We start from the raw sequence: 13,927 nt of genomic DNA on the forward strand, positions 1-13,927 counted from the left end.
CAAGATTCGGGTAGGCCTGACGACACGGTCTGGTTAAGCTTGTGCTGTATTCAGAGAGCCCTGTGCTTTTCCTCGTTTAGCTTCGGTGAGAACGTCTTTATGAATGACTATGCCCGTATCGAAAAAGCGATGGCCTATATGGTGGCCAATGCCGCCAGCCAGCCAAGTTTGGAAACGGTGGCGGCGCAAGTACATTTGAGCGCTTACCATTTTCAGCGGCTGTTTTGTCGTTATGCGGGTATCAGCCCTAAGCGTTTTTTACAGGCGTTGACCTTGGAGCGTGGCAAACAACTGATCGCATCGTCAGAAAGTCTTACCAATACCGTGCATGCATTAGGGCTGAGCGGCGGCTCGCGGCTTTATGATCACTTTGTACAGTTAGAAGCGGTCACGCCGGGAGAGTTTAAGCGCCAAGGAGAGGGGGTAGAGATTGCGTATGGGGTACATCCCATGCCTTTTGGCGAGATGTTAGTGGCGATGACGCCGAGAGGGATTTGTCGAATGGCCTTTGTGGCGTCTACCAGCCAGGAAGCGCTGCTGGCGCAACTAGCAAAACAGTGGCCACGCAGTACGCTCTGCCATCGCCCTGACACCACTCGTTATGCGGTAGAGGCCCTGTTTACACCATTTAAAACAAAGTGCGCTAACCATTCGCCTGCCACGCTGTCGCTCCACGTGAGCGGTACTAATTTCCAGATTGCCGTATGGCGCGCGCTGCTTACCATTCCTGAAGGGCAGTTGGCGAGCTACTCGCAAATTGCTCAGGCACTTGGCACGCCGAAATCATCTCGAGCCGTCGGAAATGCGGTGGGTGCTAACCCCATTGCACTGTGGATTCCTTGCCATCGGGTAATCCAACAAAGCGGTGCGCTAGGTGGCTACCGCTGGGGCATTGAAACCAAGCAGCAGGTCCAGGCGTGGGAAGCGGCCCAGCATTCCCCCTTGCTTGAGCCGGATTAACTCTGAATTAATGCCCAAACACCGACCACCCAGTGTGTTGGACAAACATTTCCAACGCGCGTGTGCCCAACAAGCTATTGCCGTATTTATCCAGCCCTGGTGACCACACAGCCAGCGAACCACGCCCAGGAGCAATAGCCAAAATTCCACCGCCTACGCCGCTTTTGCCGGGTAGGCCAACGCGGAAAGCAAACTCCCCGGACGCATCGTAGTGGCCGCACATCATCATCAGTGAATTAATCCGCCGCGCCCGCTGAGGTGATACCACGCGTAAATCGCTCGGCTGATTGACGCCGTCAGAGGCCAAAAATAGCCCAGCGTGAGCAAGCTGTTCGCAACTCATGGCAATCGCGCACTGGTGAAAGTAGGTGCCGAGCACTTTATCGACATCGTGGCGCAGGCGACCAAAGGCTTTCATAAAATGCGCCAGCGAGGCGTTGCGGTCTTTATGCTGCATTTCTGAAGCTGCTACCTGATGGTCAAAGCAGATACTGTTATCGTCGGCGATATAGCGTACAAAGCTAAGAATTTCCGCCAGTGTCTCTTTAGGTTCGTGGCCCATCATGATGGCGTCAACGATCGCAATTGCCCCGGCATTAATAAACGGATTGCGCGGTTTACCGCCTTCGTGCTCAAGCTGCACAATGGAATTGAACGGGTCGCCAGAAGGCTCGCGTCCGACCCTCGACCATAATCCATCGCCCCATTTTCCCAGCGCAATGGTTAGCGTAAAAACTTTGGAAATACTCTGGATTGAGAACGGCGTGGTGGCGCAGCCTGCAGAGAAGCGTTGGCCGTCTACCGTAGCTAAACTGATAGCGAATTGGCTGGGGTCCACATGGGCAAGCTGGGGAATATAGTCAGCGACTTTTCCCCGCTCGGTTTCAAGGGCAAGCTCGGCGGCAATCTTATTGAGTAACTCTTGCATCTAATTCGAATTCGTTTGGCAGCGTGAGGCGCTACCCTAGCGGAAACTAGCACGCTTGTCTGCTCGAAGACGATACCGAAATACCATGGGCTATGCGCATTGTTGGGAGATCTTGTACGTTGCTAACGACCTGTTCCGCGGCTACAGTTCGGCTACTTTCAGCAAGGGCCGACGGGCATGACCACATTAATGATTCAGGGGACTACCTCGGATGCAGGCAAAAGTACGGTGGTTGCCGGGCTTTGTCGCGTGTTAAAGCGCCGTGGTATTTCAGTTGCGCCCTTCAAGCCGCAAAACATGGCACTTAATAGCGCCGTTACCAGCGACGGCGGGGAAATTGGCCGCTCCACTGCGCTACAGGCTCAGGCGGCGGGTGTGGTGCCCCATAGTGATATGAACCCTGTGCTATTAAAGCCGGAGAGTGATCGCGGTGCCCAAGTGATTCTACGCGGTCAAGTGCATGGCCATATGGATGCACTGGATTACCACGCGTTTAAGCGCACGGCGAAAGAGAGTGTTATGGCGGCATGGCAGGCCTTGGAAAGCCGCTTTGATGTCATCATTGCCGAAGGTGCGGGCAGTCCGGCGGAAATCAATCTGCGTAAAGGCGATATCGCTAATATGGGCTTTGCCGAAGCTGCCGACTGCCCGGTATTGTTGGTGGGCGATATTGACCGCGGTGGTGTGTTCGCTCAGCTAGTAGGAACACTGGCGCTACTAAGCGACAGCGAACAGGCACGCACAAAAGGATTTATTATTAATCGTTTTCGGGGCGATATTGCGCTTTTAGAACCCGGACTTGAGTGGTTAGAAGTACATACTGGCAAGCCAGTGCTGGGTACCTTGCCTTACTTGCAGGGCCTACTGCTGGATGCTGAGGATAGCATTGGGCGGGTTCACGCTGAAAAAGCTAATCACACCCTGAAGGTCATTGTTCCCGCGTTGCCGCGTATCAGCAATCATACGGACTTTGATCCGCTGCGCTTACATCCCCAGGTATCGCTTACTTTTGTAGGGCCAGACCAACCGATTCCACCTGCTGATGTAATGATACTGCCAGGGAGCAAAAGCACCACCAGCGATTTAGCCTGGCTAACACGCCAGGGCTGGAAAGAGGCGATTGCTCGCCATTTGCGCTACGGCGGCAAGGTGCTGGGGATTTGCGGTGGTTTTCAAATGCTGGGCGAGTGGGTGGATGACCCAGACGGCTTGGAAGGCGCGCCAGGGAAAGTAGCAGGTTTGGGGCTGTTGCAGATGTCCACACGTATGGTCGCGGGTAAGCAGCTGCGCAATGTCAGCGGCGTCATGGTGGGGCAAGAAGCGGCTGTGTCGGGCTACGAAATTCACAATGGTGTAAGCAACGGGAATGCACTCAATCGGCCGCTGTTTGATTTAGGTAGCCACGTGGATGGCGCTATCAGTATCGATGGCCAAGTGATGGGTACTTACCTGCATGGATTGTTTGACCACCCCGAAACCTGCCAAGCGTTGCTGACTACGTTAGGCTTAGAGAGTGCGGCACCTGTCGATTATCGTGCCCATCGTGAACAAGCGCTGGAGCGGCTAGCTGACACGTTGGAAGCACACTTAGATATAGAATCGATCTTAGCAATGATAAGGGCGCACTAAGCGCCCTTGATGTAGTACTGGTTGATTAAGTACTGATTGATTAAGTACTGGTTGATTTAGTACTGATTGATTTAGCCCTTATTCTTGCGGTGGGCGCTTTGCCATCAGGGTAATTTCGACGGTGCTGCCCCCGCAAATATTAGGTGACTCTGTGCAGGTGCGAGCTGGGTAGTAACCTGGTTCAAAAAACTCTGCGTAGATGCTGTCTAGTGCATTGATCTGTCGTAAGTCGCTCAAGTGAATATCGACGCGAACAACATCAGCTAAGGTACCGCCTTCTTGCGCTAGCATACGTTCAAGTTCGCGCATTACAAGGCGTGTTTCTTCTTTGACATCGCCACGGGCAGCTTTACCGTTAGAAAGGTCAGCAACGGTTAAGCCAGAAATAAACATATAGTGTTCGTCAATCACCATGTGGCTACCGGGAAACGATGGTTTGGGTAGCGTTGGGTCGTTAATAAACTGTGGCATTAGTGCTCCTTAGCGACAACATAAGCGTGTCGCACTGGTGGGACAATGCCTGCAGCGGCTAGTTCCTCTGGCCTCAACAGACTGGTGCTTCTTGTTGGTTTGCTCTACGCTGGCGGCTTTTTACAGCCTGCCAGTTATTGGGGCGATTTTAAATCCTCATGAGAGAGCGTAATGAAGGTAGTTCACATTAGTCAGAGCGCCCCGCGTGATGCATGTTTGGCAACGTTGTGTGCGCAGGTATATGGACAGCAAGCAGGGTTAACGCCCCTAGTGGTTTTTACTGGTACTAAAAATGTGCTGTTCGACCAAGAAGCGGCTCGTTTGTTAGCGGGTGTCGATGGTGACGGTAAGCCTCTGGCGTTAGCGTTGTTAGTGTTGGATGAAGCTGGCGAGGGAATGACGGTAACTCACGCTTGCGAATTTGTTGAAGGCGCTAAAGCACGCTTAATCAGTGAGTTAATTCTCAAAGCTCCGCTACGTGTTGAGGTAAGTGATGCTGCCCAAGAAGCGTTTTATCAGCAGTGCGGATTTAAGCGTTGGTTTGATGGCGTGAAAGGGCGACGCATTGGTTTAGGTGCCCGCCACCCAGCCAAGCATAGTGATGATCTAGCACTCACCTTGTGCCTGGATGAAGCGCTGATACTACGTCGCTTTAAGCATGACTCCGCTGCGTTTGCCGATGCCAAAGACGCTTTTTTATCAGGTTTAAACAGCTTCCCTACTACCTTGTAAGGCGATAGAGCACTCAGTGAGTAAATGGATAACGGCAGGGCGGCTACCCCTTGGCACCTGCTGCTCCTGATCTTTGGGTGTTATTACGCTGCTTCTTATATAGCTAAGACTAAAAGACGACGTTTACAAAAACGTCGTTTTTTTATTGCTATGTTGTCGACAGTTTGAATGGTTTTATCGGTTTTTAAGCGTATTTTTCGCTTATTTAACCCGTGTAGGATTATTTTCTAGCCAGTATGTCAACAATATTTGGGTCAGCCATAAAGGGGGTATGCACGAAAAGTCGAATATTAACTTGGTGGATAGCTAAGTAAAAAGCACACATCTAACAATAACAATACTCACAAGGATTCAATAATGAACAACCAGACACCGTGAGGAATCGTCGTGCTGCTCAAACGAAAATATGGGGAAGAACATCCCTACTGGCCCGTTGGCCCATTCAAAGTTCGCCTACCCTTTATTCATTTCCGCTGGGAAATACCTGAGACCATCCAAGCGCTGGTAATGTTTGTTATCGGGCTAGGGATGATTCCTCTATTAGAACAATATCTAGGGCTTCCTTATGAAGTGGCGTTGGCCTACGTCGTCGTGTGCGGCATTGGTTTTATTCTTCCCCCGTTGTTGGGTGTTCCGTTTGTGGCCGGTTGGATCACGCCCGCGATACCTGTAGTGCTATTGTTTATCGGCCAGTTTGAGCCGGGGCCGGAAGCAATCCGCGCGATGGTAGCTCTACAGCTCATGGTCACCGCAATTTTTCTATTTATGGCGGTAACTCGGTTAGGAACAAAGCTTGTTAACAGCGTGCCGGATTCAATCAAAGCAGGCATTTTGCTCGGCGCAGGCATTGCGGCAATTAGCGGCGAGATTAGCGTTGGGGGCAGGCTGTACGAAACGCCTATTTCGCTGGGGATTGGCGGTTTAATTACGCTTTATGTGCTGTTTTCACTGTCATTTCGTGACTTGACTGAGAAGTTTCGCTGGGCACGCAATATCGCCGCCTACGGCATGGTGCCGGGGATGCTAATCACCATGGCGATTGGCTGGGGAGTTGCCGAATACCCGATGCCTTCGGTTGAGTGGGGCATTGCGATACCCGATTTTGCCGGTATCTGGGCCTACCTACCGTTCACCATTGGCGCGCCGGGTATTGATCTTCTGGTGGCGGCAATCCCAACGGCTATCATCGCGTACATCATTGCATTTGGTGACATTATTGTTGGTCAAAGCCTTATTAAGCGTGTCGACCATTTGCGTCCGGATGAAAAAATCGAGGTGAATGTCGATCGGGTACACCTAATTACCGGGTTGCGTAACCTGATGCACTCCATGTTTGCCCCTTACCCTGGGCTGGCCGGGCCGCTCTTTACCGGAGCGATGGCAACCATCGCAGAACGCTATCGCTATGGCCGCGGGGCGATGGATACCATCTACTCAGGAGCATCAGTGTTTTGGATTGTCGGGTTTCTGGCACTGTTCTTATTGCCGTTAGTAACGCTTTTCCGCCCTGTGTTGCCAATTGCGCTGTCGATCACTCTGTTGATTACTGGTTACCTATGCATTGCAGTGGCAGTTGAGCAAATTAAGAACGCCACCGCCATGGGCGTTGCCGGGATTATGGGCGTAGTGTTAGCCACCCACGGCGCAGCCTGGGGGCTGGGTATTGGGGTAATTCTGTACTTCATGATTGAGCACCGTTCACGCAGCCATGCCAATGATGAGGCTGAAGAGCCTATCCATGTAGAAGAAGATATGGCGGTAGAAAAGGAGTTGGTGGTTGAAGCCGAAGAAAAACCAGCCCGCTAGTTAAGTATTAGTTAATGCAAAGCTTGCGTTAACGTTAGTCTGTTTGAAAACCGGTGGGCTATAGGCTCACCGGTTTTTGTTGGAACAGTGCGTTCCACGATTGGCAACAAAACTCCATGCTCTTGTCATGATGTTGTTCGCTAAGCTCGCTAAAATAGTCATATTGTTGATTACTGAGGTCGAGGAACCGCATATGGCGCTAGCAGTGATGGATACTAATAAACGCTATGGAGTGGTCAGCCGCCTGCTCCACTGGGGGATGGCACTATTATTTGTATGGCAATTCAGCAGTGCTGCGGCGCGGGTGTTTTTTGAGGACACGCCGCTCGAGTCTTTTTTATGGGGTACTCACAGCCAAGTGGGCGTTGTGCTCCTGGCGCTTGTGGTCATGCGAGTCGCCTGGGCGTTAATCAATACATCGCGCCGTCCGCCATCCGTTAGCGTGATGGCTAAACTGGGTCATTTGGCGCTTTACGGGCTAATGATTGCGGTGCCGACCATCGCGCTGATTCGTCAGTACGGTTCAGGCCGAGCGCTAGATGTGTTTGGAATTAACCTAATGCCTGGCTTCGATGGTGAAAAAATTGCCTGGATGACAGATCTTGGCGGTTTGTTGCATGGTGAACTCGGCTGGGCACTGCTGGCGTTGATTGTGGGACATGTGGTGATGGCAATTTTGCATCGAAAATTGACTAACCACGATGTGCTGTCACGCATGACTTAGTGATAAGGTGTTAGCTAATTAAGCGAACAAAAACGGCGCGTTCAATTGAACGCGCCGTTTTTTTGGCTAGCGTCGAGGCAGGGGAAAGCGTTCGCCGTGACTGTGTTACTTGGCTAGCTCGCGCATCGCCGTCTCCAGGCCTTCCATGGTCATGGGGTACATACGGTCATCAATGACGTCGCGAATTAACTGGGTCGAATAGGTATATTCCCAGGCACTGGGTGGCATGGGGTTTAACCACGCCAAGCGTGGGAACGTCTCGGTTAAACGTTTCAACCACACGCCGCCTGGTTCGTCATTGAAGTGCTCTACGCTGCCGCCAGAGTGAGTAACTTCGTAAGGCGACATGGCGGCATCACCGACTACCACCACCTGATAGTCCGCCCCGTAGGTGTGCAACACATCCATGGTCGGGATGCGTTCGTTACGGCGCCGCATGTTATTGCGCCAAACCCCTTCATAAAGGCAGTTGTGGAAGTAATAATGTTCTAAATGCTTGAATTCGGAACGTGCCGCTGAGAACAGCTCTTCGCAGACGCGAATATGATCATCCATCGACCCGCCGACATCTAAAAACAGCAGCACTTTAACCGCGTTATGACGTTCGGGGCGCATTTGGATATTGAGCAGTCCCGCATCCCGCGCGGTTTCGCGTATGGTGCTGTCCACATCAAACTCATCCAATGCGCCTTGGCGGGCGAACTTGCGCAGCCGCCGTAAGGCCATTTTGATATTGCGGGTGCCAAGTTCAAGCGAGTCATCATAATCGCGAAAGCGTCGCTCGTCCCACACCTTGGTGGCGCGACGGTGGCGCGAGCCATCCTGGCCAATGCGTATGCCTTCTGGATTGTAGCCATACGCCCCAAAAGGGCTGGTGCCACCGGTGCCAATCCACTTGTTGCCACCTGCATGGCGCTCTTTTTGCTCTTCTAGGCGCTTTTTAAAGGTCTCGATCAGCTCCTCAAGGCCGCCCAAGGATTCAATTTTGGCTTTCTCTTCGTCGCTGAGCTGTTTTTCAAATTCGCGCCGCAACCATTCATCGGGAATGAGCGCCTCAATGGCCGAATCCATGTCTTCAATGCCTTTAAACCAGGCAGCAAAGGCGCGGTCAAAGCGGTCAAAGTAGCGCTCATCTTTGACCATGACGGTACGCGCTACTTGATAAAACGCGTCCATATCGGCAAACACGACGCCTTGTTCTACCACGGCGTGAAGGTCGAGCAATTCGCGCAGTGAAACGGGCACACCGGCACGTTTGAGGGCATCAAACAGACCAATAAACATGGCTTAGCGCCCCGTACTCTTTTGGCGACGCATCATGAACGCTAAGCGCTCTAGCAGGTGAGTATCCTGCTCGTTTTTAACTAGCGCGCCCGCCATTGGTGGCAGGGCTTTGGCTGGGTCGCGGTGATACAGCGCCTCCTGGGCCAGCTCGTCGGCCATGAGCAGCTTGAGCCAATCGACAAGCTCCGAGGTAGAGGGCTTTTTCTTGAGCCCTGGAGCGTTGCGTAGATCGAAAAACACTTCCAAAGCTTCGCCGACCAGCTTGGGGGCGATATCTGGGAAGTGGACATCCACAATGGCTTGCATGGTCTCGCGGTCGGGGAACTCGATGTAATGGAAAAAGCAGCGACGCAGGAAGGCGTCAGGCAGTTCTTTTTCGTTATTTGAGGTGATCACGATAATCGGGCGCTGTTCGGCGCGGATGGTTTCGCCGGTTTCATAAACATGAAACTCCATACGATCCAGCTCTTGCAGCAGGTCATTGGGAAACTCGATATCCGCTTTGTCGATTTCATCAATCAGCAGAACCACGCGCTCGCCCGCGGTGAAGGCTTCCCACAGCTTGCCGGGCTTGATGTAGTTACCGACATTTTCCACCCCTTCAACGCCCAGCTGGGAATCGCGCAGGCGGCTGACCGCATCATACTCATAAAGCCCTTGGGCGGCTTTGGTGCTGGACTTGATATGCCAAGTAATCAGCTTAGTGCCCAGGGATTCAGCGAGTTCCTCGGCCAGCAGGGTTTTACCGGTGCCGGGTTCGCCTTTAATAAGCAGTGGACGCTGCAGCACGACCGCAGCGTTGACCGCCTGTTTGAGTGCATCAGTTGCGATGTAAGAAGAGGTAGAATCAAACGCCATGGGGAGTGCCTCGGCTTGTCGAAACGAGTTGTTGAAAAATAGATTCAAACAAGTGTACGTGAGGGTAAACCCCAAGGCCAACTAACGACAGCTTCTATGCAGTCAGCTCAAGGTGTTTGTTCATTTTTGGTTATCTGCGCTAAGTAATCCACATCGTGCTTATGTAGGTAGTCACGTATTAGTTGTCGCACTACTTGCGAGGGCGTCAGATCCTGTGATGCACATAGCTTTTCAAAGGCCTGTTTCTTTTGAGGATCTATGAGCAGCGTGAGCCGAGCAGTCTTCTTTTCCATTACCATCTCTCCATAACATTAACATTTAATGTTAATGCGCTATCTTTGTTATCGCAATGACTTAGCCGTCACCACACTAGAGAGTATCTTGTGTCAATTGCATAAAATTATAACCACATGTTAATGTCATTAACATAATTACGCTCTCTAGGCCGACTGCTTTGGGCAACGCTTTCCCGGCAAATGTGCTGCATTGCAGAGAGATCGATTGCCAAGATGGGTGACTATAAAGAGGGCTAGCGTATGTCGCGCCAAAAATTTCCCGTTAACTTTCCTATTGCCACTGGGCTTCGCGCCGCGTGGCGGGACGGTTATGGATTCGCTGATTTACGCAGAGATGTGATGGCAGGCCTCACCGTTGGTACCGTGGCAGTGCCTCTGTCAATGGCCTTGGCAATCGCTACAGGAGTGCCCCCTCAGCACATGGTCTTTACACCGCGATTGTTGCGGGTGCCATCATCGCGCTAACGGGCGGTGCCCGTTTCAACGTGTCTGGCCCGACGGCTGCCTTTGTCGTCATCCTTTTCCCGATTGTCCAGCAGTACGGGCTAGGCGGTTTGCTCATAGCATCAATGATGGCTGGCGTTATCTTGATACTGCTAGGCGTTACCCGGATGGGCCGACTGATTCAATTTGTTCCTTACCCAGTCGTGCTTGGATTTACAGCAGGCATCGCTGTTGTGATTGCCGTTCTGCAGGTGCCGGATTTCCTCGGCCTGGAAACAGGTAAGCTTGGTGAGCACTTTGTCGAGAATGTCACCGTTATCGTCTCTTCCATGCCCACGTTAAACCCGCTTGAACTGAGCGTGGGCGCCTTCACGTTGATCGTCATGCTTATCTGGCCACGCCTACACATACCCATCCCTGCGCCTCTTGTGGGGTTAGCTGTCGGGGCGTTTGTCGCTTATGGGATGAACCATTGGTTGAGTGGTCCCGGCGTGGGAAATGCTGTGGAAACGATAGCGACCCGTTTTACCTGGGAAATAAATGGAGAAACAGGTCATGGAATCCCGCCAATCGCGCCAACGTTGATGGCCCCTTGGCGTTTGCCAGGGGTCGATGGTGAGCCTCTGCAGTTAAGCTTTGAACTGATACGGGCACTTTTAGGCCCAGCGTTTGCTATTGCGATGCTGGGAGCTATCGAATCGTTGTTATGCGCGGTTGTGGCAGATGGTTTGACGAAGACCAAGCACGACCCCAATGCTGAGCTGATCGGCCAGGGGTTGGGAAATATTGTTGCACCTCTTTTTGGTGGCATCACCGCAACGGCTGCGATTGCGCGCACGGCCACCAACATTCGTAGTGGGGCCCGCTCACCGATATCTGCTGTGATTCATGCGTTCGTTGTTTTACTTGCAGTCGTTGCACTTGCTGGGCTGCTCGGTTTGGTGCCTATGGCAGCCCTTGCCGCACTGCTGTTTATCATCGCGTGGAATATGAGTGAGGCACGTCACTTCCTGAAAACGCTACGTTCAGCCCCTCCAGGGGATGTGAGTATCCTTGTGATATGTTTTGGCTTAACCGTGCTTTTCGATATGGTTCTGGCCGTTGCGGTGGGCGTTGGGTTGGCCGCTGCTCTGTTCATCCGAAGAATGTCCATGCTGACTCAGACTGATCAAATTGATGTTGACCATCACTCTACAAACCATGGGCTGCCCGCAAAGGTGGCAGTTTATGACATTAATGGCCCGCTGTTTTTTGGGGCTGCGGAAAAAGCGCTTAAATCACTGCATCTGATCGACCCGGCGATTGAAACAGTCATTATCGATATGCACGATGTGCCAAGTATGGATGGCACCGCCATTGTGGCTTTTCAGTCATTAATCGCTGAAATGAAGCATCAGGGCGTTAGACTGATTATCGTCGGCTTGAAAACAAGAATCATCGTTAAATTGCGCCGTGCTGGTATTCACAAGGTGGCTGGGTCATTGACGTACTGTCGTCATTTGGAACAAGCAAGCGTCGTGGCCCAACGCTGGCAGAAAGAGCACGCTTGATCGTCTGTCTAGTCGATTCTGTTTAACAGCACAGCACTCCTAAAGGCCGATAAGCGCGTCAGTGTCGATTTATCATCCTTGCCAATTGGGGGGCACTATTCCTTGGCGCTGCATTTGCCGGTAGACCGTAGGCCGTGAAACGCCTAGTGCACGGGCAACCGCGCTAATATTCCAGTGGTGTTGCTTGAGCAGGTGGGTAAGTGAGCCTGGCTGAGATTCACTGACATCGGCTACAAGCTGCGTCGCTTCGTGGCGAGTAATTCGTTGGCTAAGGCACTGTTCTGGCAGGTCGTGAACGGTTATTTCGTCACTTTCTGAGGTTGCCAGGGCAAAGGCGAGGGCATTTTTAAGCTGACGAATATTGCCGGGCCAGGAGTAGGCGAGTAGTGCACTGATGGCATCTGCGCGCAGGCGCGGCGATACGTGCGTGGCGCGTTCGGTGGCGATGTCTTCAAATACGCGGCGAATAACATACAGTTTATCGGCGCGTTCACGTAATGCGGGTAAGCGCAGCTGCGCGCCGTTAAGCCGGTAATAGAGGTCTTCGCGGAATTCTCCTTGCTGAATCATTTCTTCGATATGTCGATGGGTTGCTGTAATAACGCGAATGTCGATTTTTACTGGCGTGTTAGCGCCTAGCGGCATGACTTCCCGTTCGGCCAGCACGCGTAACAGCCTAGTTTGTAGCGCTAACGGCATATCGCCGATTTCGTCTAGAAACAGCGTGCCTCCATGGGCCTGAGGAATAAGCCCACGCATCCCTTTTGAACGGCCACCGGTAAAGGCGCCAGGTTCGTAGCCAAACAGTTCGCTTTCAATCAATGACTCGGGAATGGCCGCACAATTAACCGCAATAAACGGTTGTTTGGCGCGATTGCCGCTTTCATGCAGTGCGCGTGCGACCACCTCTTTGCCGGTGCCGGTTTCGCCGCTAATCAATACGTTAACGTTGGTTTCATTGCGCAAACGTTCGGCCAGCTTTTGCACTTTGCGCATGGCGGGATCGTCGGCACCCAGCCGGGCTAAGGGTTCCGGCAGTTCAGAAGCAGGCGGTGTTGTCCGTTGTGCCATGCGGGGGCGGCGGGGTTCCAGCAGGCTAATAAAGTGGATGGTGTTGCTGGCGCGAGCGCGGAAGGCACGCAATTGATCATCAGTACCGCTATTAATACTGAGTATATCGGCGATCTCACACTCAAATAGTTCACCCAGCATTGGGGTGTGATTTGCAGACCACGGTGGCCAGCGATGCTGGTGCTCGGCGATGAGTTCGCGGCCTACGGCGTTGGCGGCGATCACCTGTCCATTCTCTTCAATGGCAATTAAGCCACGCCCGTTGACGTGGACAAATTCTCGGGAAGTATCTAGACGCACCATCAGGCAGTCGCGGTAGCGCTGAAGAAAATAGGCATCCTCAATCATGCGTGCATAAAGCGTTACTAGCGATAGGCTGAAATTCTGACTTTCGTGTTGCGTAGGTGACTGCAGCGCGGAGATATCTAACACGGCCATCACATTACCCTGAGGGTCAGCAATGGGGGCGGCGGTGCAGGTCAGTGAAATATGGGAAGCATCGAAGTGTTCCTGGCGGTGGCAGATGATGGCCTGGCGATCATGTAAACAGGTGCCAACAGCGCAGGTGCCAGCAAAGCGTTCGTCCCAGTCAGCGCCCAAGTAGAGGCCTGCTTTGCGTAATTGCTGATCCTGGTTGGGATCACCGCGAAACTCAACGGTAATGCCGCGGTGGTCGGTGACCAGTAGCACGTAGCCAAGCTGGGCTATTTGTCCATAGAGCTGGTCGACCCCGGCGCGGGCGACATGCAGTAACTCGTCAACAGACTCGCGGTGCTCAATCAGGGTTTGCTGAGGCACTACCCGTGCTGGGCGTGGGTGAGTGGGGTCTAGCTGATAGTCATTTAGGCAGCGCAGCCAGGAACGACGAATGGTGGCCTGTGCAGGTAAGCAGGGGGCGTCTAGCCCTTCACCGAGCTGAAAAATATGCTCGATATGTCGACGCTGTTCAGACTGAAGCTGTGTAGTTGCCTGAAACTGTTTAGTGGCGTGCGTGTGATGCAGCATGGCGTTACTCATTGGGCGCTGTTGTTATTGTTCTTTTAGCCTATGCGCTTTGCCCCCAGAGTCAACGTGGGCTGCTTACGCCGTTAGTCGTGCGTTACACCTGTAACGTTTAGCTGTAAACAGCGTGACAGGTGTACGACTCTTTCGCTGTTTTATCTATTTGTCTGCA

General features: G+C 52.6%; 13 protein-coding genes. 7 read left to right on the plus strand and 6 right to left on the minus strand.

Annotation, left to right across the window (positions count from 1 at the left end; translation table 11 throughout):
• Nucleotides 1–99 precede the first annotated feature (99 nt).
• Nucleotides 100–960, plus strand: coding sequence for a bifunctional transcriptional activator/DNA repair enzyme AdaA (locus tag K1Y77_RS06855; RefSeq protein ID WP_264431014.1), 861 nt, complete (start codon nt 100–102; stop codon nt 958–960).
• Between the two features lie 7 nt (nt 961–967).
• On the opposite strand, the gene K1Y77_RS06860 is transcribed toward K1Y77_RS06855, so the two are convergent.
• The gene (locus K1Y77_RS06860; protein WP_030069164.1) at nt 968–1,888 is read right to left on the minus strand and encodes a glutaminase; all 921 of its coding nucleotides are present in this window, start codon (nt 1,886–1,888) and stop codon (nt 968–970) included.
• Between the two features lie 177 nt (nt 1,889–2,065).
• Here K1Y77_RS06860 and K1Y77_RS06865 point away from each other — a divergent pair, with 177 nt between their 5' ends.
• Nucleotides 2,066–3,517: a cobyric acid synthase gene (locus K1Y77_RS06865; RefSeq protein ID WP_264431016.1), complete on the plus strand. Its 1,452-nt coding sequence runs from the start codon at nt 2,066–2,068 to the stop codon at nt 3,515–3,517.
• Between the two features lie 78 nt (nt 3,518–3,595).
• Here the strand turns inward: K1Y77_RS06865 and K1Y77_RS06870 are convergent, their stop codons facing one another.
• Nucleotides 3,596–3,988, minus strand: coding sequence for a RidA family protein (locus tag K1Y77_RS06870; protein ID WP_030069169.1), 393 nt, complete (start codon nt 3,986–3,988; stop codon nt 3,596–3,598).
• Between the two features lie 171 nt (nt 3,989–4,159).
• On the opposite strand from K1Y77_RS06870, the gene K1Y77_RS06875 reads away from it, so the two are divergent.
• The 3 genes from K1Y77_RS06875 (at nt 4,160) to K1Y77_RS06885 (ending at nt 7,250) form a co-directional block, all read left to right on the plus strand.
• Nucleotides 4,160–4,720 (plus strand): hypothetical protein, encoded by a 561-nt coding sequence (locus K1Y77_RS06875; RefSeq protein WP_264431020.1) that lies wholly within the window; start codon nt 4,160–4,162, stop codon nt 4,718–4,720.
• Between the two features lie 387 nt (nt 4,721–5,107).
• Nucleotides 5,108–6,526 carry a hypothetical protein gene (locus tag K1Y77_RS06880; RefSeq protein ID WP_035536110.1) on the plus strand — a complete coding sequence of 473 codons (1,419 nt, stop codon included), beginning with the start codon at nt 5,108–5,110 and terminating at the stop codon, nt 6,524–6,526.
• A gap of 193 nt (nt 6,527–6,719) precedes the next feature.
• Nucleotides 6,720–7,250: a cytochrome b gene (locus tag K1Y77_RS06885; protein WP_030069175.1), complete on the plus strand. Its 531-nt coding sequence runs from the start codon at nt 6,720–6,722 to the stop codon at nt 7,248–7,250.
• A 105-nt stretch (nt 7,251–7,355) separates the two neighbouring features.
• On the opposite strand, the gene K1Y77_RS06890 is transcribed toward K1Y77_RS06885, so the two are convergent.
• The 3 genes from K1Y77_RS06890 to K1Y77_RS06900 all read right to left on the minus strand — a co-directional run bounded on the left by K1Y77_RS06890 (nt 7,356) and on the right by K1Y77_RS06900 (nt 9,691).
• Nucleotides 7,356–8,534 carry a vWA domain-containing protein gene (locus K1Y77_RS06890; protein ID WP_264431022.1) on the minus strand — a complete coding sequence of 393 codons (1,179 nt, stop codon included), beginning with the start codon at nt 8,532–8,534 and terminating at the stop codon, nt 7,356–7,358.
• Nucleotides 8,535–8,537: 3 nt separating this feature from the next.
• Nucleotides 8,538–9,392 (minus strand): AAA family ATPase, encoded by an 855-nt coding sequence (locus K1Y77_RS06895; protein WP_030069180.1) that lies wholly within the window; start codon nt 9,390–9,392, stop codon nt 8,538–8,540.
• Nucleotides 9,393–9,499: 107 nt separating this feature from the next.
• Entirely contained in the window at nt 9,500–9,691 is a 192-nt protein-coding gene (locus tag K1Y77_RS06900; RefSeq protein WP_320055278.1) for a CopG family transcriptional regulator, read from the minus strand.
• Nucleotides 9,692–9,928: 237 nt separating this feature from the next.
• Between K1Y77_RS06900 and K1Y77_RS06905 the strand changes: the two genes are divergently transcribed.
• Both K1Y77_RS06905 and dauA read left to right on the plus strand, forming a co-directional pair.
• Complete coding sequence (locus K1Y77_RS06905; protein ID WP_264431025.1) at nt 9,929–10,153, plus strand: SulP family inorganic anion transporter; 225 nt, start codon at nt 9,929–9,931, stop codon at nt 10,151–10,153.
• Nucleotides 10,144–11,682, plus strand: a complete 1,539-nt coding sequence (dauA, locus tag K1Y77_RS06910; protein WP_264431436.1) for a C4-dicarboxylic acid transporter DauA — start codon at nt 10,144–10,146, stop codon at nt 11,680–11,682. Before K1Y77_RS06905 ends, dauA begins: the two co-directional genes overlap by 10 nt.
• Before the next feature lie 72 nt (nt 11,683–11,754).
• Here dauA and K1Y77_RS06915 read toward each other — a convergent pair whose 3' ends face one another.
• Nucleotides 11,755–13,758: a sigma-54-dependent Fis family transcriptional regulator gene (locus K1Y77_RS06915; protein ID WP_264431027.1), complete on the minus strand. Its 2,004-nt coding sequence runs from the start codon at nt 13,756–13,758 to the stop codon at nt 11,755–11,757.
• Between the last annotated feature and the right edge of the window lie 169 nt (nt 13,759–13,927).

It is taken from the genome of Halomonas qaidamensis, from assembly GCF_025917315.1.
GTDB classification, from domain to species: domain Bacteria; phylum Pseudomonadota; class Gammaproteobacteria; order Pseudomonadales; family Halomonadaceae; genus Vreelandella; species Vreelandella qaidamensis.